Raw genomic sequence first — 22,467 nt, forward strand, 5'->3', positions numbered from 1 at the left:
ACGGCTACTCGCCGTCTCCGGCCACGGTTCGCCGCTCGTACTCGATCACGTCGAGGTTCTCCCCGAGGAGGAGGTCCAGCGCCTCCCCGCCGACCTCGACGGTCGCCTCGACTCTGAGCGGGTCCTCCCCGACGAGTTCGCCGGGCGTGTCGAACAGCGGGTCCAGTTCCCAGACGGGCGTCTCGCGGACGTCGACGCCGGCGTCGTGGAAGAGCGACACGACGGCCGGGTGGCCCACGACCGCGGCGCCCACCGTGGAGTGGGAGACGGCGCCGCACTCCCTGCACTCGTGGACCACGTCGAGGTACTCCTCGAACCCCTCGAACGCGTCGCCGCCGGGTCGCTCGGCGGCGGTGTCGATGCGCCCGCTGCAGTTCGGGCAGAACCCGCGGTTGATCCGCTCGACCTCGGTGAGGAGGTACCTGCTGTACACCGCCGGCAGCTCCTCGGGGTCGCGATTCGCGGCGAGGATCGGCGGGGCGGCCATGTTCGAGACCATCACCTCGCAGTCGGCGCACTCGATCTGCATCTGCTCGGTCTCGTAGCCCGCTTCGATGGTCCCGCCACAGTTCGGACACGCGCCCACTGGCTGCGACTCGACGGCCGTCTCGTCGTCGGTGTAAACGCCCGATACGACCGCACCGACGAACCGCGACCCCGCGTGAGTGACGGTGTAGCCGTCGTCGCCCTTCTGTACGAACCGCGGGATCAACTCCTGGAGGTGGTAGTTGAACTGTCCGGAATCGCGGACGCCCGCTTCCTCCCGAATCCTCGCGAACGACGCCGACCCACCGCCAGCGGCCGTCGTCAGGTCCCACACCGCCCGGAGGATGTCGAAGCGCGTCTCGTTCGCGACGGCGTCGAACACCTCGCCCGGGTCCGCTCGCCCGTCCGATTCGTCGCTCATGGGATCGGTGTCTGCGACGTGAATCTTGAAGGTAGCGCCCGAGGGAGTCTACGCCAGCGCGCTGCCGGCTCGGATGATCTGGCTTCCATCTTTTTCCGCTCGGGGTCGCTCGCTCGCGACCCACTCGCGCAAAAACATGGGTGAAAAAACGCAGCCTCGCTCCGCTCGGCCGCGAATCTCAGGCCAGCGCGCTGCCGGCCCTGATAATCTCCTTCTCGCCGAACGCCGGGCCGACGAACTGAAGCCCGACGGGGAGTCCATCGTCGGTCTCGCCGGCGGGGACGGAGATCGCCGGGACGTTCGCCAGGTTCGCCGGCGTCGTGTTCGCGTCGGCGAGGTACATCGTCAGCGGGTCCTCCAGGCTCTCGCCCAGCTCCATCGGCGGGACCGGCATCGTCGGCGAGGCGAGCACGTCCGCCTCGTCCAGCGCGTCGTTGATGTCGCGTTTGATCCAGGCGCGAGCGTCCTGCGCCTTCTTGTAGTACTTGTCGTGATACCCCGCCGAGAGGGCGTAGGTGCCGAGGAGGACGCGCGATTTGACCTCCTCGCCGAAGCCTTCCTCCCTGGCGCGGGCGAACGTCTCGTTCCAGTTGCCGTCGTAGCCACCGGACTGGCCGTAGCGGACGCCGTCGAAGCGGGCGAGGTTCGAGGAGGCCTCGCTCATCGCGGTCACGTAGTAGGCCTCGACCGCGTAGCGCAGACACTCCAGATCCACGTCGTGGTAGGTCGCGCCCCGCGATTCGAGGTCGTCGATGGCGTCCCAGAAGACCTCGGTGACCCGCTCGTCCGCGCCGTCGAGCAGTTCCATCGGGATGCCGACGTCCAGTCCGTCGACGTCGCCGTCGGCGGCCGCGGCGTAGTCGTAGGCGCCCTCGCCGCGTTCGTCGGTCGCGTCCCGGACCGTGGCGTCGCTCGGGTCCGGACCGGCGATGACTTCCAGCAGTTGCGCCGCCTCCTCGACGGTGGGCGCGATGGGGCCGACCTGTTCGAGGGAGTTGGCGTAGGCGACGATGCCGTACCGCGAGACCAGGCCGTAGGTGGGCTTGATCCCGACGACGCCGCAGAACGCGGCGGGCGCGCGGACCGAGCCACCGGTGTCGGTGCCGAGCGCCATGTCGGCGTCGCCGGCGGCGACGACCGCGGCCGACCCGCCCGAGGAACCGCCGGGGACGTGCCCCTTGGCGACCGGGTTCTCAGTGGGCCCGAAGGCCGAGGTCTCCGTCGTCGTCCCCATGCCGAACTCGTCCATGTTGGTCTTGCCGGGGATGGTGGCGCCGGCCTCTTTGATCCGCTCGACGACCGTCGCGTCGAACGGCGGGACGTAGTCGTCGAGCATGGCCGACCCGCAGGTCGTGCGGACGCCCTCGGTGGAGATGTTGTCTTTGACCGCGACGGTCGTCCCCGCGAGCGGCCCGTCGTCGGCGCCGTCGATACGCTCCGTCGTGATGTAACCGTTGTAGTCCGTGCTCATGCGTGTGGAACCTCCGTGGTCGCTTCCGGGCGGCCGGTCGCTCGCGCGCCGTCGCCCGCTGCCGTGCGCTCCGCCGTCACGAGACGTTCGGTCCCTTGAAGTAGCCGTCCTCGGATTCCGGCGCGTTCCGCAGCGCCTCCTCCTGGGAGAGGCACTCGCGCGCCTCGTCGGGGCGCATCACGTTCGCGAGCTCCTCCTCCTCGTCGACCTCGGGCACCTCGTCGAGGGTCTCGAAGTACTCGAGGATGTCCGCGAACTTCTCGGTGAACCGGTCGACCTCCTCGTCGTCGAGGTCGATGCGCGCGAGGTCGGCGACGTGGCGCACCTCCTCGGGGTCGACGACGCTCTCCGTGTCGCTCATGGCCGAGGCGAGGCGTGGCCCGGCGGTAAGGGTTTCGATACCCCCTCCGCCGAATCGACGACCGTCGAACCGCTCCGGCGAACTCGACCCCGATCTGTTCCGATCTCGGACAGTCAGATATCCAGACGAAAATGTCGAGGCATGGCGCTCGACGGACGCGAAAACAGCCGTTTCACACCACCGTTTTCGGCGCCGTTGGCTGTATGAAACCGACACATTAACTATGGTCGAGAATAGACGTTCCACGTTAGGCCATTTTTGGAAAAGATTTAAGTCGTTTGGACCGCAACAAATAATCCGGTGAGGCGGTTTTGGCGGGGACACCCCCGCATAGTTTGCAACCAATGACCGACACCTCAATCAGACGATACACGAGCGAGCGCGAAGAGGAACGCGAGCGAGAGGACGACGAGGAGGAGACGCTCGTCTGTCCGGAGTGCGGGGGGAATCTCGCTTCCGACGCGGAGCACGGCGAGACGGTCTGCGAGGACTGCGGCCTCGTTGTCGAGGAAGACGAGATCGACCCCGGTCCGGAGTGGCGCGCCTTCGACGCCGCCGAGAAGGACGAGAAGTCCCGCGTCGGCGCGCCGACGACGAACATGATGCACGACAAGGGCCTCTCGACGAACATCGGCTGGCAGGACAAGGACGCCTACGGCAACTCCCTGTCCTCGCGCCAGCGCGAGAAGATGCAGCGCCTGCGAACCTGGAACGAGCGGTTCCGGACACGCGACTCGAAAGAGCGCAACCTCAAACAAGCGCTCGGCGAGATCGACCGGATGGCCTCGGCGCTCGGCCTGCCCGAGAACGTCCGCGAGACCGCGTCGGTCATCTACCGCCGCGCGCTCGACGAGGACCTGCTGCCCGGCCGCTCCATCGAGGGCGTCGCCACGTCCGCGCTGTACGCCGCGGCCCGACAGGCCGGTACCCCGCGCAGCCTCGACGAGATCGCCGCGGTCTCCCGCGTCGGCAAGGACGAGATCGCCCGCACGTACCGCTACGTCGTCCGCGAGCTCAGCCTGGAGATCCAGCCCGCCGACCCCGAGAGCTACGTTCCCCGGTTCGTCTCGGACCTCGACCTCCCCGAGGAGGTCGAACGCCGCGCCCGACAGCTCCTGAACACGGCCAAAGAGCAGGGCGTCCACTCCGGCAAGTCGCCCGTCGGCCTCGCCGCGGCCGCGGTGTACGCCGCGTCGCTGCTCGCCAACGAGAAGGTCACCCAGAGCGAGGTCAGCGAGGTCGCCAACATCTCCGAGGTCACCATCCGCAACCGCTACCACGAGCTCCTCGAAGCCGAAGAGGAGTTCACGGCCCCCTGACGCAGTTTTCCCGCGAGCCGCTTTCGCAAGTTCGAAGCCGCCGGTGGCCCTCGCGCCCCTATGGAGACGACCCGACACTACACCGCGACGGTCTACGTCGTCAGCGACGGCGCCGTCGCGCTCCACGTCCACGACGGCCTCGACAGGTGGCTCCCGCCCGGCGGCCACGTCGACCGCGACGAACTCCCGCACGAGGCGGGGCTCCGCGAGGTCCGCGAGGAGACCGGACTCGACCCCGAACTAGTCGCCGACGTCGACGATGTCGAGTCGGCGACTATCGACCCGCTTCCCAAGCCCCAGCACTTCCAGCTCGCCGACGTGAACGTCCACGGGGACTTCGTGGGCCACCAGCACGTCGACATGGTCTACTACGCCCGCGCCGACTCCCGCGAGATAGACCCGAGCGACGGCGAGCAGCCCGCCGAGGACTGGCGGTGGTTCACCGCCGCCGACCTCGACGAGTCCGTCGACGGGCTGGACCCGGACGTGGTCGACATCGGCCGGCGCGCCATCGAGACCGTCGGCGAGTGACCGGTCGCGTTCGACGTCGACCTGGCGACAACCCCGAGAACCCCGTCCCCTTCTCTGGCCGCGTCAGTCGGTGACGGTGAGCCGCTCCCGCGAGACGACCGTCTCGGACTCGGTGTGGCGGATCGTCACTTCGACGGTCTGGCCGACCTGCAGGTCGACCCGTCGCTCCTCGATCCGGACGGCGATTTCGCCGCCGGCTTCGAACGTGGCGCCGCTACCGTTGCGGGCGGCGGCGACCCCGTCGATCCCGCCGCGTCCGCGGGTGAAGATGTGGTTGCCGCTGTAGTCGTCCTGCGTGAGTCGCCGCGTGGGGAGCCCGTGCAGTCGGGCGCGCTTGTCGTGGTCCGGCAGTTTCACGACCAGATCCAGATCCGCGACGTCGACCGTGTCGCCGCTCTTATGTCTGATCCGTATCCACTGGGCGTCTCCTCCGTCCGCGCGGATCGGATCGGCGTTCGTCGAGAGGATCGGCCCTCCGTCCGACAGCGAATCGCTCGTCTGCATCAGCAGGCCGCCGGTGACGGCGATCATCAGGACGGTGAGGCCGAACCCGATCGCGGCCATCCCCTCCCTCGAAACGGCGCGGTCGGCGGCGCGGTGCGATAGTCCTCTCATCTACCGAAGTGCACTCTCCCTGCCGGTAACGCGCCGCCCCTCTTAGCTCCTGTTGTGTGCGAGGTTACAGAACCGGAAGATCACGCGAACAGCGAGCTGACTGGCGTCGCCGCACTGCGGCCGCGCGACGGTCAGACCAGCGACTCGACGTACTGGCCGACGTGGTCGTCCATCCGCCGCTTGAATCCCGCCTGCCGGGCGAGACGGTCGATCTCGCGGGACACGAGGCTCCCGTACTGGACCGCTTTCTTCTCCCGGAAGGCGACGGGGTCGGGCACCCACTCGCGGACCGCGAGGCGGAGCGCCCACTTGCGCTCGCCGCGGTCGGTCACGAGCAGCCGGCCCGGCAGGGCGAGCGCCGCCCCGACGACCGCGTCGTCAAGCAGCGGCGCGACCGGCTCGACGCCTGCGCCCCGGAGCGCCAGGACGTCTCGTTCGAGCTGATCGGGCAGGGTCTCGACGACCTCTCGACGGGCGCCCCGGACGGTGTCGGCCGCGACGCGCTCGTCTTCGGGCGCCCGGGCCACCTTCGCGTACCCGCCGAACAGCTCGTCGGCGCCCTGCCCGACCGCCACCCGGTCGAACCCGTCGGCGGCGGCCCGCTCGGCGGCGAGATACAGGGGGAGCGCGATGCTCACGTCCATCGCGTTGGCCCGGCCGGTCGCCGCGACCACGTCGGGGATCGCCCGCTCCACGTCGTCGTGAGCGAGTTCGACCACCCGCAGGTCCCGCCCGAGTTTCGCTGCGGCCGTCCGGGCCGCTTCGACGTCGTGACTCCCGGGGAAGCCCGCGACGTACAGCGGCGCGTCGAGGCGGGCGGCCAGCGCGGCGGAGTCGACGCCGCCGGAAAAGGCGACGGCCAGCCCCGCTGTCGCGGTGTCGTCGACCGCCGACCGGACGGCGTCGCGCACCTCCCGGACGGCCGCGCGGTCGTCGGTTTCCGGGTCCGGATCCGGGAGCGACCAGTGTCGTTCGTCTCCGGCGTTCGAGCGGGCGTGACCGGCGGGGACGGGCTCGGGTTCGGCGAGGTCGCTCGGGTCGAAGCTCCACGCGGTCGGGTCACCGGCCTCGGTGAACACCGGCTGGCGACCGAGCACGTCGCGAACGATCTGCCCGTCGGCTGCGCCCGCGAACCCGCTGGTGCCGGGCAGCGGATCGCCGTCGGCGAGCGCGTCGCGGACGGTTTCGAGCGACGCGCCGCGGACGCGATCGGTCGCCGCGTCGAGGGGTCGGTCGGCGGGCGAGACGGTCGCGTCGGTCATCGGAAGAACCCGTTCAGCGCGAGGCGGACGCGCCGCCGGGTGTTGCCGACGGCCTGTCGGAGGCTCACCAGCCAGGGAGTCCGCCGCGTCTGGAGGGTCGTTCGCCCGTCGGCGATGGCCCGACAGATCGCGTCTGCGGTCCGTTCGTCCGTGTCGACGAGGGTCACCGCCCGGCCGACCATGTCGCTGACGTGGGCGTCGCTGCCGGCGGTGATCGGCATGTCGTAGCGCTCGGCGAACCGGCGGGCCTGGCGGTTGGAGTAGCCGGTCACCAGCCGGGAGTTGTACACCTCGATGGCGTCGGCCTCGCGCAGTTCCGCCTTCGAGATGTTCGCGAGGACGCCGCTGCGCATCTCCTGGAAGGGGTGCGGGACGACGGCGATCCCGCCCTGCTCGCGGATCCGCGATATCGTCTCCGCGAACGACAACCCGGGGTCGACCCCCTCGGTGACGTTCAGGCCGAGGACGTGACCGGCGGCGCTCGATATCTCGATGCCGGGGATGCCCACGAGGCCGTACGCCGGCGCGCGGTCGAGGAGCGTCTCGTTCGCGGACACCTCGTCGTGGTCGGTGACCGCCAGCGCGTCGAGGCCGGCCTCGGCCGCGCGTTCGAGCAGCATATCCACGGAGTCCCGGCCGTCGTAGGAAGCGGCCGAGTGCGCGTGGAGTTCGACCGATAGCACACGCGTGGGTTACACCGGTGTCGGCAAAAGCGCCCCGGTCCGGGCGATATCGGGCCCTCCCGATCCGCCACTCAGTCGTGGAGTTCGGGCCGCCGCGATCCCGGCGACGCCCCGGTTTCGTATCGCGAATAGAGATTTATCGGCCCGGATCGCCGGTCAGTCGGCCGACGTCGGGGAGCGGGCCTCGCGGCCGATACCGCGCTCTTCGGGCGTCAGGTAGCACTGCGGGTCCGGGCCGAACGGGTCGTCGCCGGCGGCGAGCGCCCGCAAGCGAGAGGCGCCGCGGCAGACGTCCTGATACTGGCACTCGGCGCACCTGCCGGTCAGGTGCTGCTCGCGCTCGCGGAGCGCCCGCAGCAGCGGGTTGGACTCGTCGGTCCAGATGTCGCCGAACGCCCTGTCGCGGACGTTTCCCAGGGAGTAGCCCTGCCAGAACTGGGTCAGGTGGACGTTGCCCTGGTAATCCACGTCCGCGATGCGCTCGCCCGTCGGATCGCCGCCGTTGGCCCGCAGGTACCGGTAGACGCGTTCGGCCTGTTCGGTGCCGAACTCGCGCCGGGCGTACTCGACGAGGTACGCGGCGTCGGCGTAGTTGCCGACCAGCAGCGTCTCGATCTCGTGGCCGCGGTCGTGGTACTCGCGGGTCAGCTCGCAGACCCGGCGGACGGCCTCCCGGCGTTCGTCGGGCGTCAGATCCACGTCCTGGATCTCGGCGCCGCGGCCGCCGTAATCGAGGTGGTAGAAACAGAACCGGTCGACGCCGTGATCGGCGAGCAGGTCCACCACGTCCTCCAGGTCGTCGGCGTTGTGTCGGGTGATCGTGTAGCGGAGTCCGGTCTTGAGCCCAGCCGCCTGCGACGCCTGGATGCCCTCCAGCGCCCGCTCGAAGGCGCCGTCCTGGCCGCGGAACGCGTCGTTGCGCTCGGGCATCCCGTCGACGGAGACGCCGGCGTACTGCAGCCCGGCCGCCCGGAGGTTCGCGGCCCGTTCCTCGGTCAGGAGCGTCCCGTTTGTCGAGAGCACGGGCCTGAGTCCCGCGTCTGCGGCGTGGGCGACGAGTTCGGTCAGGTCGTCGCGAGCCAGGGGTTCGCCCCCGGAGAACAGCACCACGGGCGCGCCGAACTCGGCGAGTTCGTCGAGGAACTGTTTGCCTTCCGCGGTGGTCATCTCGCCCGGCGCGGGCTCGGTCTCGGCGGCGGCGTAGCAGTGGTCGCAGTAGAGGTTGCACTGCTTCGTGCAGTTCCAGACGACGACGGGGCGGCGCTGCTTGCGCTCGCGGATCTGCTCCTTCGAGGACTCGTCTGCGGCGTCGTACCGCAGTCCGTCGCCCTCGGCGTCGAGGTCACAGAGGAGCTTGCTGACCGATATCACGCCCGTTCACCCCCGCGATCCGCAGTGTCGGGGCCGTCGGCTCTGTCGCCCAGCGCGACGCCCTCGGCGGTGAACCGGCGGGTCTCGTCGGCGGGACAGAGCCACAGCGTCTCGGCGGTCCAGCCGAACAGCCGCGCAGCCTGCTCGCGGACGACCTCGGTCGAGGGCGCGCTGACGCTGCCGGCGTGACGGAGCGGCTCGCCCGCCTCCTCGCGGACGAACAGCTCCCACTCGCGGGTCACGTCGCCCCGCGGTTCGTCGACGGCCGCGTCGAGGGCGGACGCGCCCGTCTCTGACGGGGCGTTCGAATCGGCGTCGGGGTCGGACATACGCGGTGAAACGGCGTCCCCCTTCATACGCCCCGCCCGGATTTTCACTCGCTGGGAACGCGGCCGGCCGCTTAGGTGATACGGGTCGAACTCGACGGACGATGACCGACTCTCGCGCCGGGCGATCGACAGACGACAACGAATCGCCGGACGGGCAGCGAGCGGCAGCGAACGGCGATAGATCGCGGAGGTGCCGCTGATGCGGCCGCCCGTGGACACCGCCGAGCGCCCGCTCGTCCTCATCTGGGAGGTGACCCAGGCCTGCGAACTGTCCTGCGACCACTGCCGGGCGGACGCACAGCCCGCCCGCCACCCGGACGAGCTCTCGACGGAGGAGGGCAAGCGACTGCTCGACCAGACCGCGTCGTTCGGGGACGGCCAACTCGTCGTCCTCTCGGGCGGCGACCCGATGAAACGCCCGGATCTCGTCGATCTGGTCGACTACGGCACGGACCGCGGACTCACGATATCGCTGACGCCGAGCGGGACCCAGGAACTGGACGCCGACGCCATCCGCTCGCTCGCAGACGCCGGACTCAAGCGGATGGCCCTCAGCCTCGACGGGGCGAACGCCGCCAGTCACGACGCCTTCCGCGGCGAATCCGGGAGTTTCGACGCGACGATGCGGGCGGCCGAGCAGGCACAGGACGCCGGGATCCCGCTCCAGATCAACACGACGGTCTGCGCGAGCACCGTCGACGAACTGCCGGCGATCCGCGACCGCGTCGCCGACCTCGGGGCGGTGCTCTGGAGCGTTTTCTTCCTCGTGCCGATCGGCCGCGGTCGCCTGCTCGACCCGATCCCGCCCGAGCGGGCCGAGCGCGTCATGGAGTGGCTCTCCGAGGTGGCCGACGAGGCGCCGTTCGGCCTGAAGACGACGGAGGCGCCCCACTACCGCCGGGTTCGCCGCCAGGCCGCCGCGGAGGCAGCCGCGGACGGCGGCACGGGGCCAAGCAAGGCAGAGAACCGCCGCGCGAGCGTCATCGCCGGCGACGGCTTCGCGTTCGTGAGCCACACGGGCGAGGTCTACCCTTCGGGGTTCCTGCCGGAATCGGCCGGGACGGTTCCCGAAGACGACGTCGTCGAGGTGTATCGCGAGTCGGCGCTGTTCGAATCGCTCCGCGACCGGGACGCCCTCTGCGGGAAGTGCGGCGCCTGCCCGTTCCGGCAGGTCTGCGGCGGCAGTCGCTCCCGAGCGTACGCGCATACCGGTGACCCCCTGGCCAGCGACCCGCTGTGCGGGTACGTTCCGCCCGAGTACGACGGGCCGCTCCCCTGGGACGACGCCGACGAGCGGGCCCGCGCGGAGGGCCGGTCCTGACCGGGGGCGAGCCGAACATGTCCGGAACGTGTGAGTTGGTCGAGGCGTCGGGAGCGGCCGTTCTCGGCGTCTCGCGGCGGTGCGCGGCGGTCGCGTGTCGGTGCGATTATAACGATCGTCGGGTTAGTGACGAATAGGAATGGTCCGTGACCCGTTCGCGGACGACGAGGCGCCGGAGCTCCAGGACGTCCTGGACGCGCTGGACGACCCGGACTGTCGGGCGATCGTCACGGCGCTGGACGAACCCATGACGGCCAGCGAGATCTCCGAGGCCAGCGACATCCCCCTGTCGACGACTTACCGGAAGATCGACCGCCTGGAGGAGGCCCAACTGCTGTTCGAGGGGACCGAGATCCGCCCCGACGGGCAACACGCCAGCATCTACGAGGTCGACTTCGAGGAAGTCGTCATCGCTTTGACCGAGGATCGCGAGTTCGAAACCGAGATCGCTCGCCAGCCCCGGACGCCGGACCAGCGCCTGGAGTCGCTCTGGTCGGAGGTACGCAAGGAAACATGAGCCCACACACGACGCCCGCCACCGCGGTTCTGGTCGCACTGAAAACGATCACGCTGCTGCTCGGCGGCCTGATCACCTACTTCGCGTACAAGGCGTACTCCCGAAGCGGCGCCAGGCCGCTGTGGTATCTCGCGGTCGGGTTCGGCATCGTCACGGCGGGGACGATGATGGCGGGGTTCGTCGACCAACTCCTGCGGTTCTCGCTTGTCGGCTCCGACGCGCTCCCGTTCACCGGCGACGCGGGGAGCGCCATGGCCGTCACCGACGTCGCGCTCGTCCTCGAGAGCACCCTGACTGCCGTCGGATTCGCCGTCATCGTTTACTCGCTGTACTCCGAGTGAGGCCCTGTTCGGGCCCGTTCCCGCTGTCTGAGAACGCGTCTCGGGGTATAACTCCGGGTGTCTGGTAGGACGGGACGAGCGTGAGAATCCTTGTTCGACACCACCTTCGCCCTCGCACTGACGAAAGCGGTCACCCTGTTGCTCGGCGCGCTGCTGACCGGACTCGCCTGGCGCGCGTACCGCCGGACCGGCGATCCGGCCCTTCGCGCGCTCTCTATCGGCATCGGCCTGGTCACCGTCGGCGCGATCCTCGGCGGGACGCTCCACCGCATCGTCCGCATCCACCTCGTCGTCGCCGCCAGCGTCCAGAGCGCCTTCACCGCCGGCGGCTTCGCCGTGTTGACCTACTCGCTGTACGCCGGCGACGACGTCGAGAGCGAGAACCGCGGTCTGGACGCCTCGAACGCTTGAAGCGACTGTCTCCGCCCGACAGGGCAGTCTCCGGTCCGGGCCGGTCGCCCTGACGTATATCTCATACCGCTATATCGAACTACCGTCGTGACGTTGCGAATGCGGGGGTGAGCGTTCACGACAACCCCTACTTTCGCCCGTGTTCAGCTGTTAAACCACCGGAACTGCACAACAGAACCTATCCAAAAACTGCCAATACCTCGAAACACGCGTCTAAACGTACAAAATCAGTAACAACGAGAAAAGATGTCTCTCACAGCGGGCGAACCCGGAACGAAGGTTATCTGAGGGTCATCACCCCACCCTCTTCAAACAGATTCGATAACAGCCGGTCTAACCACCGCTGGAACCGATCCAGCGTAATTCGCGGTTTCTTCCGCGTCTCAATCTCACCGATACGTTCCTGTGCTAAGAAATCCACGAGCAGCCACATATTGTAGACGATACACCCGAAGGCGAAGTGGAACCACCTCACTTCGAATTCCTTCGACGTCGTCCAGGCAGCAGCGTCCTTAATCGAAGAATATGAGTTCTCGATCGCCCCGCGGTCACTATACTGCTCGATCTGCGTGGCCGCCCACCTCCGGTCTAAGGCGATCTCATCGCTCACATCGAGATTCGTCAGGAATGGTTGCGGTGAGCCGTCCGGATTGGCGTCATCGTCGTCGTCCGGCGGCAGGATCACAATATCTGTATACTCCTTGTCGTTCGACACGCCGCCCTTGATCGGCCCATGAATTGGGTGGTCGTGTTTCACATACAGCGGGGTGTCTCGCTCTTCATCGTATCCACTTTTGAGTTGGTCGAACCGGTCGCACATCGGGCCGATTCGATGCTGATCCTTCTTCGCCGGAATGACGTACTTCAAGTCTCGCTCTTCAAGCGCGTTGAGGGCATCGACAGAGTGGAACTCACGGTCAGCGTAGACACGCCGGATGTTCACGTACTCGTCAGCAATTGAGAGGAGTCGCCGCGTGACATCTCCGACGTAGTAACTATTGTCTTTACCGGGGTAGGCGTCTGTATCGGCGTATTCAGTATTGCCGAGCGGGCAGACCCCAACGACATAATGTGTGTTATCGCCGACGATGACGGCAGTGGCGAACTTATGACACCAGTCGTAGCTCTTGTCGTCGGGCGTCCCTTGCAGCCACTCCATTTCGTCACGGTCGCCGTAGTAGGCTACGTACGTCATGTCCAACGCGATTTTCGCGCGGACACCGAACCGTGACCCGTTATCGTTCTCTAACTCTCTGAGACGTGGTTTTGCACGCGTGTACGACTTCCGCAACGCGAAGTTCATCACCGTCGCAATCTCATCGACAGACATCTCCTTCACTGCTTCCAACAGCGTCTCACCGGTCGGCCCATCTGCATAGAACGGGTCCCCTTTCTCATCTTCACTGGCGATGTTTGGATCTGGATTCTTCATATCACCCAGCGTCACTCCCGCATCGTTTGCTGCTGCTCGCTGGATAGCGGCGACCGCTTCTACCGTCAGCAATTCCTCCGTATCGTAGATCGGATTATCCGGGCGCGGTAAGTCAATCGATGGGATTGAGACTGACAGCGTCTCCTCCAGTACCTCTTTCCCAGTCTTTCTGAGTAACCGCTGGATTGTCCGTTCAGAAGGCGGTCCATCGCTCTCGCCCTTTGCATCGGGCCGGTAAATCCGGTACCCGATAGGTGAGCCACGGTCAGCTGCAATCGACCGGATTTGCTCGGCGGCTCGTTCTACGGTCGATTCTAACTCTCCGAATCGCCGTTCGAGACGAACCGGGCGGAACGTACTCTCTGACGGGAGATCGTTCGGATCGAATCCGAACGCACTAGCGAGTTTCGGCCGTTCCGCAAGCCGGTCAGGGATACCCGAGTAGGATTCGTCTTCGACGGTCGCCCACAGGTACGCTTGGAACACTGCGTAGAACGACCTTGACGCATGGTAGTCTGGGAAACTCTCACGGTGCTCGTACCGGGTAACATCCAGTTGCTGGGCGAAATCCACCCAGTCTGTGCCCTCACTGATGATTTCGTCTGCTTGGCGTCCGAGATACCCAAGATGACGGTCATCAGCGTCGTTCACGCCGTCCCACCTCCGAGATCCCGCCCTACCGGTGGACGCGGACGGGCGGTGGGTTCGAGCGGGGTGGGCAGACAGGACACGGGCCTGTCACCACCTACTCGAATTTGGGGCGTAAACATCCGCGTGTCATTTCCGAATCAATCGTAAAAACGGCTCGCAGACCGGCTCTTGTTTGGAGTCCCCCAAAAATTTGCGTTTTAGGTTAGTTCCGAATTAGAGTCAACTCGGGTGTCTATACGACTCGGGATTGAACGGGTTCGTAATGGAAATCACGGTCGAAGAGTTCCTGAACCGGAAAGGCGCGATCGGGTTACTGTCACTGCTGCATGAGCGGCCGATGACGTATTCGGAAATCGAACCGGAAATCGAGGTGACGTCTGATACGATTATCACCCGGCGTGATGAAGCCGCAGACCTCGGGTTACTGAATATCTCTCTCGGGGAGGCAGAGAACGGCACGAAGAAAGTCTACCACCTAACGGATATGGGAGAGTTCCTGACCGACAAGATGGCGCGAGAAGGCCTGATCAGTAACTACCGGAAGATGCGGGCGCTTGAAGAACTGGTGGACGAGCAGACGGACGGGCTGATTGACTGGGTTGCTGATAATCCGTCGCAACTCCTGCAGTTCGAGGATGCCCAGGATGGGACGATTCTCCGAGATGGGTCTTCCTCTGAAGAACCGTTGAACGCAGAGCCGGGAAACGCGGAACAGACGGGTGAACGAGGGAGTGACACGGCGGTTGAGAGTAACCAGTCGAATGCAGCTCTTGAGCCTCCACAGCGACCTTCAGAACACAGTAGTGGGGAGTCGGAAGGCGAAAGCGAAGAGCAGAACGAAGTGGATGATGAGGCGGAACGGCCGGAGAAACCATCGGATGCGATTCCGGACACCGTCAAAGAGCAAGACATATCGAATACCAGCCAGGGTAGTCTCTCCGACGTGACGGTGTCCGATTCGGATGACGATACAACCGAGGACTAAGTGTTCGTTGATAGAAACAACATAACGCTCTCCACTACCAACGAGAAGTCGGTGACCACGGTGCTCTTACTCATCGTTTACGACTCGCCAGAACTCAAACCGATCCTCAGTGTAGAGGTGGAGGTTACTCACCGCGCGTTCGCCCATTGCTGTTAATTCGTATAGTCCACGGCCCGGACGGGTAGCAAGATCGCTTTCTCGGAGGTGTTGCAAACGATCTTGTACGTACTGTTGACTATCAGTCGTGTCCATCGTTTCATGTAGCATCGAGGGGGTTTGACGAGATTCGTCCGCGAGAAGCCGGAGGATTTCGCGGTCAGGTTCAAGGAGTGAAGGCGTTCTTTCTGTTGCCATGTCTGTAAACGGCTCTACAGAAGTGACTACATTATAAACATGGATTTCTAACCACCGGGATTACAACTGACTGTTGGGGGACGGACCACTAAGCGTCATGAGTTCGCCGTCCTCAGCACACGTGGGGCATAACGGTGGGTTCGCCGGATCGCCACCCCAGTCAACCGCATCCCACGCCCACGTTTCTGAACACCGGGGACATGACCAATCGTACGCACCGTAATGCTCTACGAGGTCCGGGTACGTCTGCGCGAGTACCGGGGTGAGTTTCGCTCCAACGTCTGAGTGCGCCTCCAAATACTCCACGACGTTCTTCCTATGGTACTCAGCAAACATGGGGAGGAACCCGTCAGTCCCGATGTCGCTGTACGGTGTGTCGGTCTGCCCGCACCGGCGCTTGAACGAACAGTAATTACACTCCCAGTCTCGTTCCGGGTCAGCTGGCGGTAACTCCCCATTCCCCTCGTACTCCGTTTGAGCCTGCATCCACGTCACAACCGTCTCCCAGAACTCCGAGTCGAATGTAACCGGGAACACTTTGAGGTCCAGCGTTTTCCGTGACCCGTAGATGAGCAGCCCGTTGGTTATGGAGAAATCATCATGTTCGTCGTTGAGCGCGTACAGGTACGCGTGGAGCTGCGCCTTGTGATGCTGCTTCGGTTCCGACAGGTGATCGAGTGATGTCGTCGTCTTAATCTCGGTGAGAAAGACTGGCTCGGCATCTTCCGTAACAATCGCTGGGTCCGTCGAACCGCGAAGCTGCACGTCACTTTCGCCAGCCGTAATCGTCGTATCGATCCACAGTGAATTCTGGACGTACAGTTCATCTGGGGCGATGTCTTGGAGGAATGGGACGATGATGTCTTCCTCGAATTCTGAGCCGATCCAGAACAGCCCCTCAGGTGGTGTGTCTTCCCGCGGGGCATTCTGCCGGGCGTAGGTCGCCTTCCGGTGGCATTGGAGCAACTTGCTTGGGGTATGGCGTTCCGGATCTTTTGGTGGGGAGGGACCGTTGAAGTACGCCTTCCCGTCTAAGATGTTGGTCTCGAACTGCTGTTCTGCGTACCACTCGTTGAATTCGCTGTTTGAGATGCGATCCACTACATGTTCTATTTCGAAAGGAGTCGAATTTGGAGTGAGTTCGAGTTGATTGTCGGTGCTGGTATCGTCGTCTGGCTGGTCGCTCATTCCACTTTTGGCGACGTGAGCAGCAGTAATAGGGAAGCGCGTGTCGTTTCCGAATCGGAGAGAAAAAGTAGTGTATCGGGTGTTATCACTGCTGTACGCGGTATATTCGGTCTTTGGTGTTACCTTCCGCAGTGATGAGGTTGTAGTGCTCTAATTTGGAAAGGTAGTTCCGGACCATCCGTTTAGTTTTGGGGTCATCCGTCCGGTCCGCGTACGTGTTGTAGAGTCTCTGTGGCTGGATTTCCCCATGTTCGGTGATGATGTCGTACAGTATCTGTTGGTGGGCGGTGAGTCGGTCAACGGTTTGCTGTCTGATTTCCGATTTCGCTTCCGGAATGGCCTTCCGAATACTGTCCGGGGTGATCGTGTCTGCTTGGCTGTTCCGGGTGGTGCGTGCTGCGCGGCGGAGGATTCCGATAGCAACGCGGGCGTCGCCACCAGCGTTTGCGGCGATGAATTCAATCTCGTTCGTTCCGATTACGTCGTCTCTGAGTCCCCACTGGACACGGTCTTGGAGGATGGCGAGGAGTTCGGATTCGTGGTATGAGTGGAAGTGGATGCGTTCACAGTCAGTGAGGCGACTTCGGAGGCGGTCATCGATCGCTGTGAATAGTCCGTCTTCGTTATTGGCGATGAGGATCATCGTGAGGTGGGGGATGCGGTACAGGTCGTACAGGAGGGATTTGTCTTCGAGTTGATCGACTTCATCGAGGATGGCGACGTATGGGGTGTCGTTGGTGTCGCGGAGTCGTTCGAGGAGGACGTCTTTCGGGGTGGATTGCCGGTGGATGTCTACGGTTTGGTTGATGCCGTCTAAGAGCCGGTAGAGGGTTTTGAATCGGGAGTGGTCTTCCCAGCAGTTGACGTACTGGTAGTTGAGGTCCACGACGGCTTCGCGGAGTTGTTCGACCAGGTATTGGGCGATACAGGTTTTCCCGGCACCTGAGGGGCCGTGGAGGAGTGCTGGATCAGCTCGGTGTCCCTCAGTGATTGGGTTGAGGACACTGGAGAGGTAGTTGACTTCGGCATCTCGGTGTTGGACTTCTCTGGGGATGAACTCTGGTTGGAGAACGCGCGCGTCGGTGATCATGGTTGCGTCGACACGTCCCTGTGGGGTAATAATTGGAAGGGGGCTATTTCCGAATCTTCCGAATCCCGTCGCCGGGAACTATCCAGACTTTTATACCCATAAGATAAGAAAGACCAAGCATGTCGGACACACCGAAGGAACAAAAATTCCATAGCCTCCTTTACTCGGCTCTCTACCGCTATGTGGAGAACAACGATACGAAATTTTCCGATGTCACTATTGAGAAGGACGTTGAAGGCCGGCAGGCAGACATACACCTTGAAAGTAACCTTACAGGGAGTCTCGTCATCGAGGTCAAGCGAGACAACATCTCCCCCTACGACAAGGAGGTGATGAAGCAGGCACGCGACTACACCCGAGATATCGGTGCTGACTTCTTCGCCACCTGCAACAGTAACGACTTCTACCTCTTCAACTACAATGGTGAGTTCGAGCTGCAGAACGTCCCGTACAACTACGCGAACCTCCGGCCAATCAACCTCTCTGACCCAGATCTCGATGGGTTCGTTCCCCAACTCCTCTCTGGCGTCGATCACCTATATCAACACGGGGAACTTCCCGAACAGGAAAAGAAAGAACAGGTCGTCGGGCTACTCCGAACGTTCCACTCAACAATTTGGCCGGCCTACAAAGAACTCGCACAGCAGAAGTACAACAGTAACGAGAAGTTCATCAACCTGTTCGACGACTGGGTTCGAGAAAACGACTTCACTGGCCTCTCCACTGACGAACAGATAGAAACTGCAGCGAAGCAATATGCGTACCTGCTAACGAACAAGATCCTGTTCTACGAGGTTGTCCGAGAACAAACACCGGAACCAATCGAACCGAGTGATGGGAACAAACTCCAATCACTTGTCGGTGTCTCCAAGCTTGATTTCCTTGACGAGCACATCCGCCGCCAATTCGAAGAGATCATCGAGAAAATCGACTACGAACCCATCTTCCGGAACAGCGACCTGTTCGAACAGTTCCCGCACAACAAGAAGACCCTGCAGAATATCCAATCGCTTGCAGAAAACATCGAACAACGTGAAATCTCTGGAATAGACGAAGACCTACTCGGTGACGTATTCGAAGAACTGTACGTGTTTAGCCCCAATGAATTTCGCCACTGTCTCGTAGCAGGCGACCAACCGGGGGTATATGAACCCTCAGCAAGGGCTAATTGAACTTCTCCAGGGATGGTCTCCGCTCGGAGACCATCCCGGTGACCCTGCTGAGGGACCGCTGAGGTGGTCATAGTGGATCGAGATGACCTCAGCAAAGACGAACTTCTCTCGCGGTTTCTCCAGATGGAAGAACGAATCAACGATCTTGAGGAGAAGCTTCAGGAGAAAGACGAACGGATCGAAGAACTCGAAACACGGCTTCGCAAATACGAGAATCCACATACACCACCGAGTAAGCGACGGTCGGGGACTGACGAGTCCCCGACCTCGCAAGATGACGAAGACGACGATGTCAGAACTGACGGCGGCACTCCCGGACGAAAAGACGGTCACGAGCCAGAGTGGCGCTCTACCGCTGATCTGGACGAAGAAGTTGAGGTCACCCGTGACTGCTGTCCAGAGTGTGGCCAACACTTCGACGAGTCGGTGGGCGTCAGCCCCCGACTCGTCGAGAAGATACCAGATCCACAACCACCAGAACTCACGCAGTACAACCGCCACTGCTACCGATGCGACTCCTGTGGAACCGAGACAGTCGCTACACACCCCGACTGCCCCGATGAGGGGCAGTTCGGGGTGAACGTTATCGCCCAATCAGCACTATCGCGGTACGATTACCGCCTTCCCTATCGGAAGATTGCAGACCGTTTCGAGCAACTACACGGACTGGAGTTGTCAGGTGCGACTGCGTGGCACGCGACCGAGCGCGCTGCGCGCGCCGGTCGCTGTGAATACGAACAGATCCGTCGCCAGATCCAGCAAGCCGACGTTGTCCACATCGATGAAACAGGCATCAAGCGAGATGGTGAGCAAGCATGGATCTGGACGTTCACCACCGAGAACCACACGCTCTACGCGGTTAGAGAGAGTCGTGGAAGCGATGTTCCCGCGGAAGTCCTCGGCGAGGACTTCGCGGGAACGGTCATTTGTGATGGGTGGACAGCCTATCCAGCCTTCAGCGACAATCTCCAGCGGTGTTGGGCTCATATTTTGCGAGAGGCTGAAGATGCCGCTGAGAAGCAACCGGAAGGCGAACCGATCTACGACTCTCTCAAACAGTTGTACGTCGCTCTCCAGACCCGGCTGGAGAGCGACTTGACCATTCGTGAGCGAGCAGAGCTCCAGCGTGTGGCGCGGAGAGAGCTTGAATCACTGATTGAACGGTCAGTTCCCGACGGACCAGTGGCAACACTACTCGGAAAGATCGAAGGTGGCCTCGACCACTGGCTCACCTTCGTCGGTGAGCCAGCGGTCTCTCCGACGAACAATGCCGCCGAAAACGCGCTTCGTGAGCCGGTGGTTCTCCGGAAACTGATCGGAACGCTCCGCAATGACCGCGGGATGTTCGTTCATGAGACGGTGCTGTCCCTGCTGGCGACATGGCGCCAGCAGGGACGCAATCCATACGACGAGCTCAAGCGAGTCTCCCGGAACAACGAGATGATTTCACGAGATCAGGCTGTGCCGGCCGTTGAGTCCTCGGGGTAAACACGTACGAAGAACTCATCCCTGAAAGCGAACGGAAGAAACTCGGTCAATACTACACTCCGCCAACGATCGCTGACGCCGTTACAGAATGGGTGCTTGACGCACAAATAGACGACGGGCTTCCTGAAATCCTTGATCCTGCCAGCGGTAGCGGAACCTTCCCAGTGGAAGTCTACAGCGACCTACAACGCGACTATACGAACGCCACACACCAAGACATCCTTGATTCAATCACTACTATTGACATAAACAAGTTCCCACTTCATCTGACTGCCCTGAACTTAGCAAGTCAGAACATCGAAGAGGAAATCGACACGCTGCACGCGTATCATGCGTCGTTCTTCGATATCGAACCAGACTCAATGATGCTGTCATCCGCGCGGCTGGATAACCGAGACACCGGAGAAGTCGGGTACTTTGACGGGGTTGTCGGGAACCCACCGTACATCCGAAACCGCGACATCCCAGATAAGGACGCATTCAGAGCACACCTCTCACGATTCGGCCCGGAGAACTCCTCACCCTATCTTGACGGGTCAAAGAAGTTCAGCAAGAAAACCGACGCGTACGTGTACTTCGTCACGCACGCCACGCAGTTCCTCAGAGACGGTGGACGACTCGGGTTCGTTATCCCGCCGAAGTGGTTGAGCGTCCGGTACGGAATGGACTTCCAACAGTTCCTTTTCGACCATTACCGAATCCACGCTGTTGTCACGTTCGCAGAACGAGCGTTCGAAGACGCGTTCGTAGATACGTGTCTCCTCCTCATCGAACGGTGTGAAGACGAGGAAATGCGGCGTGAGACGACTACGCGATTCATCCGCGTCCAAGATGAGATGGAGCCTGTTGACCTGTACGATACCGTGACGTACGGGATGACACTCGAACAGGAGCCGATTGACGTTCGGACACGCCCAAACTACCGCTCTGTCGGAGTCCGCCAAGCATACCTAGAGGACACCGGACCAAAGAAAATCGGATACTACCTCAATGCCCCGTTGAAGCTCATCAACCTAATCGAACGCGATGATTTCGTTCCGATCAGCGAGTTCGTTGATGTCTCATACGGCCAGAAAACCGGTGCAAACAAGTGGTTCTTGCTTGATCAAGAGGAAGCCCACCGTCGTGGTATCGAGGACCGGTTCCTCAGCCCGGTCGTCAAGAGCATCAAAGGTATGGACTCGGAAGTCTTCGATACCGATGATTCAGACAAGTACATTATTGACGTACACGACTACGTGGAGGAAGTCAAGCAGGAGACCAGCGAATTCGGTGAGGATACGCGGTTAGAAGAAGATGTGAAGGACGCATTGAAGCGTGATGGGTACACTGGGCTGTTACAGTACATTAACGAGGGCGAGAACGAAGGTGAGCATGAAGGCACCACATGTGCGTCCCGCCCAGTGTGGTTCGATCTTGGAGAACAAGTTGCTCCGGAACTCTTCCATCCACGGTTCTTCAAATGGAGGCTATTCACTGTTGTGAACCGTGCGGAAGCGCTCACCACGGACGCTGTACAGTGCGTTCAGGTGAAACCCGAGTACGACTCAAAAGTCGTGACCGGAATCATGAACTCCAGCCTGTACGCTGCAGCTGTCGAGTGCTGGGGCCGTGTTGAGGGGAACGGTGTGCTACAGTTAATGACGTATGAAACGAAGAGCATCCCGGTGCCGGACATCCGGAAGTTCGATGACGAAGCCTGCGATGCGATCCGGGAAGCAACGAACGCATTACTGGCAGGTGAAGAAGATGCGGAGAAGAGACTTAATGAGGCAGTGCTTGATGCAGTTGGGGTTGAAGGAATCACAGCGGACGAACTCGAAGACATGCGGCAGGTGATGACGCATCAACGGTTGGAAGGCGAGTTCGAATCTGAGGTAATGCTTCGAAATCTTGACGCTGCAACGGAATGGTCCGCAGAGTACTTCGGTGACGACTCCGATGATGGCCCCAGCACGTTAGACGACTTCTCATAGTCACCGTACCCCACGACTGTTAATACCTGGAGGGATAATCATTCGCCAATGGACTCTAATTTGGAAGTCGTCAACGTCGTCGGGTGGATTTCTTATCGGCAGGAGCTTGACCTCAGTGCGTTAGCCGACACGTTCGCTACGCGAAGTGAGATTACAAGCGTGACGTACGAACCTGCGGAGAATCACTGGGTGCAATCGAATTTTGCACCGGACGATACGTACGTTGCATTCTATCGGTCCGGACGTTGCTCAATCACCGGCGTTGATTCTGTCGAGCAGTTTAAGGACGTTGTTGGACGCGTGAACACGGTGATGCGGGATTTACTAGAGTTCGATTTTACCCCTGAGTCAAAAGTAAGCAACATCGTTGTGACTGCGTCACTCGATGTAAAGATCTCGCTCGAAGCGCTGGCATTGCAACTCGGACTGGAGAACGTTGAGTATGAACCGGAACAGTTCCCAGCGCTGATTTACCGTGCGTCCGACTCGAACGCGGTTATCCTTGTGTTCTCAAGCGGCAAAATCCTCTGCACCGGACTTAACGATCTGGATGTAATCGAGAAAACGATGGAAGCGTTCACTGAGAAAATCGACCTAGATACGTAACAGAGAGCCGTAGATTCTATCCTATGTCCGTCAAGTCTCTAACCATCCTTTCTAACCCGCTCTAAACTGGGGCATGGTCTGTTTTC

22 protein-coding genes are annotated in these 22,467 nt (G+C 62.3%); 11 read left to right on the top strand and 11 right to left on the bottom strand.

Annotation, left to right across the window (positions count from 1 at the left end; genetic code table 11):
• Positions 1-4 precede the first annotated feature (4 nt).
• From PSC72_RS04465 to gatC, 3 genes are all read right to left on the bottom strand, one after another.
• Positions 5-907 carry a winged helix-turn-helix domain-containing protein gene (locus tag PSC72_RS04465; RefSeq protein WP_274324692.1) on the bottom strand — a complete coding sequence of 301 codons (903 nt, stop codon included), beginning with the start codon at positions 905-907 and terminating at the stop codon, positions 5-7.
• Between the two features lie 178 nt (positions 908-1,085).
• On the bottom strand, positions 1,086-2,378 hold the full coding sequence (gatA, locus tag PSC72_RS04470; RefSeq protein WP_274324693.1) for an Asp-tRNA(Asn)/Glu-tRNA(Gln) amidotransferase subunit GatA: 1,293 nt from the start codon (positions 2,376-2,378) through the stop codon (positions 1,086-1,088).
• A 76-nt stretch (positions 2,379-2,454) separates the two neighbouring features.
• Positions 2,455-2,739 (bottom strand): Asp-tRNA(Asn)/Glu-tRNA(Gln) amidotransferase subunit GatC, encoded by a 285-nt coding sequence (gatC, locus tag PSC72_RS04475; protein ID WP_274324694.1) that lies wholly within the window; start codon positions 2,737-2,739, stop codon positions 2,455-2,457.
• Positions 2,740-3,083: 344 nt separating this feature from the next.
• On the opposite strand from gatC, the gene PSC72_RS04480 reads away from it, so the two are divergent.
• The gene (locus PSC72_RS04480; protein ID WP_274324695.1) at positions 3,084-4,058 is read left to right on the top strand and encodes a transcription initiation factor IIB; all 975 of its coding nucleotides are present in this window, start codon (positions 3,084-3,086) and stop codon (positions 4,056-4,058) included.
• A gap of 60 nt (positions 4,059-4,118) precedes the next feature.
• Positions 4,119-4,589: an NUDIX hydrolase gene (locus PSC72_RS04485; RefSeq protein ID WP_274324696.1), complete on the top strand. Its 471-nt coding sequence runs from the start codon at positions 4,119-4,121 to the stop codon at positions 4,587-4,589.
• A 63-nt stretch (positions 4,590-4,652) separates the two neighbouring features.
• Here the strand turns inward: PSC72_RS04485 and PSC72_RS04490 are convergent, their stop codons facing one another.
• The 5 genes from PSC72_RS04490 to PSC72_RS04510 form a co-directional block, all read right to left on the bottom strand.
• Positions 4,653-5,204: a hypothetical protein gene (locus PSC72_RS04490; protein ID WP_274324697.1), complete on the bottom strand. Its 552-nt coding sequence runs from the start codon at positions 5,202-5,204 to the stop codon at positions 4,653-4,655.
• 131 nt (positions 5,205-5,335) lie between these two features.
• Positions 5,336-6,466, bottom strand: coding sequence for an asparagine synthase C-terminal domain-containing protein (locus PSC72_RS04495; protein WP_274324698.1), 1,131 nt, complete (start codon positions 6,464-6,466; stop codon positions 5,336-5,338).
• Positions 6,463-7,149 carry a CehA/McbA family metallohydrolase gene (locus tag PSC72_RS04500; RefSeq protein WP_274324699.1) on the bottom strand — a complete coding sequence of 229 codons (687 nt, stop codon included), beginning with the start codon at positions 7,147-7,149 and terminating at the stop codon, positions 6,463-6,465. Before PSC72_RS04500 ends, PSC72_RS04495 begins: the two co-directional genes overlap by 4 nt.
• Before the next feature lie 156 nt (positions 7,150-7,305).
• The gene (locus PSC72_RS04505) at positions 7,306-8,520 is read right to left on the bottom strand and encodes a TIGR04347 family pseudo-SAM/SPASM protein (protein WP_274324700.1); all 1,215 of its coding nucleotides are present in this window, start codon (positions 8,518-8,520) and stop codon (positions 7,306-7,308) included.
• Positions 8,517-8,849 (bottom strand): Htur_1727 family rSAM-partnered candidate RiPP, encoded by a 333-nt coding sequence (locus PSC72_RS04510; RefSeq protein ID WP_274324701.1) that lies wholly within the window; start codon positions 8,847-8,849, stop codon positions 8,517-8,519. The genes PSC72_RS04505 and PSC72_RS04510 overlap by 4 nt, the downstream gene beginning before the upstream one ends.
• A 199-nt stretch (positions 8,850-9,048) precedes the next feature.
• Between PSC72_RS04510 and PSC72_RS04515 the strand changes: the two genes are divergently transcribed.
• From PSC72_RS04515 to PSC72_RS04530, 4 genes are all read left to right on the top strand, one after another.
• A complete protein-coding gene (locus PSC72_RS04515) occupies positions 9,049-10,170 on the top strand; it encodes a TIGR04053 family radical SAM/SPASM domain-containing protein (protein ID WP_274324702.1) in 1,122 nt (373 codons plus the stop codon).
• 139 nt (positions 10,171-10,309) lie between these two features.
• Positions 10,310-10,687, top strand: coding sequence for a winged helix-turn-helix domain-containing protein (locus PSC72_RS04520; RefSeq protein ID WP_274324703.1), 378 nt, complete (start codon positions 10,310-10,312; stop codon positions 10,685-10,687).
• Positions 10,684-11,028 (top strand): DUF7521 family protein, encoded by a 345-nt coding sequence (locus PSC72_RS04525; RefSeq protein ID WP_274324704.1) that lies wholly within the window; start codon positions 10,684-10,686, stop codon positions 11,026-11,028. Before PSC72_RS04520 ends, PSC72_RS04525 begins: the two co-directional genes overlap by 4 nt.
• A 90-nt stretch (positions 11,029-11,118) precedes the next feature.
• Positions 11,119-11,439 carry a DUF7521 family protein gene (locus PSC72_RS04530; protein ID WP_274324705.1) on the top strand — a complete coding sequence of 107 codons (321 nt, stop codon included), beginning with the start codon at positions 11,119-11,121 and terminating at the stop codon, positions 11,437-11,439.
• 280 nt (positions 11,440-11,719) lie between these two features.
• Here the strand turns inward: PSC72_RS04530 and PSC72_RS04535 are convergent, their stop codons facing one another.
• The gene (locus tag PSC72_RS04535; RefSeq protein WP_274324706.1) at positions 11,720-13,522 is read right to left on the bottom strand and encodes a transposase; all 1,803 of its coding nucleotides are present in this window, start codon (positions 13,520-13,522) and stop codon (positions 11,720-11,722) included.
• 262 nt (positions 13,523-13,784) lie between these two features.
• Here PSC72_RS04535 and PSC72_RS04540 point away from each other — a divergent pair, with 262 nt between their 5' ends.
• The gene (locus tag PSC72_RS04540; protein WP_274324707.1) at positions 13,785-14,507 is read left to right on the top strand and encodes a hypothetical protein; all 723 of its coding nucleotides are present in this window, start codon (positions 13,785-13,787) and stop codon (positions 14,505-14,507) included.
• Between the two features lie 414 nt (positions 14,508-14,921).
• On the opposite strand, the gene PSC72_RS04545 is transcribed toward PSC72_RS04540, so the two are convergent.
• Positions 14,922-16,049: a CRISPR-associated protein Cas4 gene (locus PSC72_RS04545; protein ID WP_274324708.1), complete on the bottom strand. Its 1,128-nt coding sequence runs from the start codon at positions 16,047-16,049 to the stop codon at positions 14,922-14,924.
• A gap of 85 nt (positions 16,050-16,134) precedes the next feature.
• Entirely contained in the window at positions 16,135-17,139 is a 1,005-nt protein-coding gene (locus PSC72_RS04550; RefSeq protein WP_274324709.1) for a Cdc6/Cdc18 family protein, read from the bottom strand.
• 119 nt (positions 17,140-17,258) lie between these two features.
• Here PSC72_RS04550 and PSC72_RS04555 point away from each other — a divergent pair, with 119 nt between their 5' ends.
• From PSC72_RS04555 to PSC72_RS04570, 4 genes are all read left to right on the top strand, one after another.
• Positions 17,259-18,311, top strand: a complete 1,053-nt coding sequence (locus PSC72_RS04555; protein ID WP_274324710.1) for a type I restriction enzyme HsdR N-terminal domain-containing protein — start codon at positions 17,259-17,261, stop codon at positions 18,309-18,311.
• Between the two features lie 123 nt (positions 18,312-18,434).
• On the top strand, positions 18,435-19,799 hold the full coding sequence (gene tnpC, locus PSC72_RS04560; RefSeq protein WP_382261839.1) for an IS66 family transposase: 1,365 nt from the start codon (positions 18,435-18,437) through the stop codon (positions 19,797-19,799).
• A gap of 17 nt (positions 19,800-19,816) precedes the next feature.
• Positions 19,817-21,775: an Eco57I restriction-modification methylase domain-containing protein gene (locus PSC72_RS04565; RefSeq protein WP_274326142.1), complete on the top strand. Its 1,959-nt coding sequence runs from the start codon at positions 19,817-19,819 to the stop codon at positions 21,773-21,775.
• Between the two features lie 48 nt (positions 21,776-21,823).
• A complete protein-coding gene (locus tag PSC72_RS04570) occupies positions 21,824-22,381 on the top strand; it encodes a TATA-box-binding protein (RefSeq protein WP_274324711.1) in 558 nt (185 codons plus the stop codon).
• Positions 22,382-22,467: the final 86 nt, after the last annotated feature.

It is taken from the genome of Halosimplex aquaticum, from assembly GCF_028747785.1.
Classification (GTDB): Archaea; Halobacteriota; Halobacteria; order Halobacteriales; family Haloarculaceae; genus Halosimplex; species Halosimplex aquaticum.

Bases quoted from the DNA above. Each gene is read 5' to 3' on its own strand.
- PSC72_RS04545 (WP_274324708.1), bottom strand. From the start codon at position 16,049: ATGAGCGACCAGCCAGACGACGATACCAGCACCGACAATCAACTCGAA.
- PSC72_RS04510 (WP_274324701.1), bottom strand. From the start codon at position 8,849: ATGTCCGACCCCGACGCCGATTCGAACGCCCCGTCAGAGACGGGCGCG.
- PSC72_RS04540 (WP_274324707.1), top strand. From the start codon at position 13,785: ATGGAAATCACGGTCGAAGAGTTCCTGAACCGGAAAGGCGCGATCGGG.
- PSC72_RS04485 (WP_274324696.1), top strand. From the start codon at position 4,119: ATGGAGACGACCCGACACTACACCGCGACGGTCTACGTCGTCAGCGAC.
- PSC72_RS04495 (WP_274324698.1), bottom strand. From the start codon at position 6,466: ATGACCGACGCGACCGTCTCGCCCGCCGACCGACCCCTCGACGCGGCG.
- PSC72_RS04555 (WP_274324710.1), top strand. From the start codon at position 17,259: ATGTCGGACACACCGAAGGAACAAAAATTCCATAGCCTCCTTTACTCG.
- gatC (WP_274324694.1), bottom strand. From the start codon at position 2,739: ATGAGCGACACGGAGAGCGTCGTCGACCCCGAGGAGGTGCGCCACGTC.
- PSC72_RS04550 (WP_274324709.1), bottom strand. From the start codon at position 17,139: ATGATCACCGACGCGCGCGTTCTCCAACCAGAGTTCATCCCCAGAGAA.
- PSC72_RS04525 (WP_274324704.1), top strand. From the start codon at position 10,684: ATGAGCCCACACACGACGCCCGCCACCGCGGTTCTGGTCGCACTGAAA.
- PSC72_RS04515 (WP_274324702.1), top strand. From the start codon at position 9,049: ATGCGGCCGCCCGTGGACACCGCCGAGCGCCCGCTCGTCCTCATCTGG.
- PSC72_RS04520 (WP_274324703.1), top strand. From the start codon at position 10,310: ATGGTCCGTGACCCGTTCGCGGACGACGAGGCGCCGGAGCTCCAGGAC.
- tnpC (WP_382261839.1), top strand. From the start codon at position 18,435: ATGGAAGAACGAATCAACGATCTTGAGGAGAAGCTTCAGGAGAAAGAC.
- PSC72_RS04570 (WP_274324711.1), top strand. From the start codon at position 21,824: ATGGACTCTAATTTGGAAGTCGTCAACGTCGTCGGGTGGATTTCTTAT.
- PSC72_RS04465 (WP_274324692.1), bottom strand. From the start codon at position 907: ATGAGCGACGAATCGGACGGGCGAGCGGACCCGGGCGAGGTGTTCGAC.
- PSC72_RS04490 (WP_274324697.1), bottom strand. From the start codon at position 5,204: ATGAGAGGACTATCGCACCGCGCCGCCGACCGCGCCGTTTCGAGGGAG.
- gatA (WP_274324693.1), bottom strand. From the start codon at position 2,378: ATGAGCACGGACTACAACGGTTACATCACGACGGAGCGTATCGACGGC.
- PSC72_RS04480 (WP_274324695.1), top strand. From the start codon at position 3,084: ATGACCGACACCTCAATCAGACGATACACGAGCGAGCGCGAAGAGGAA.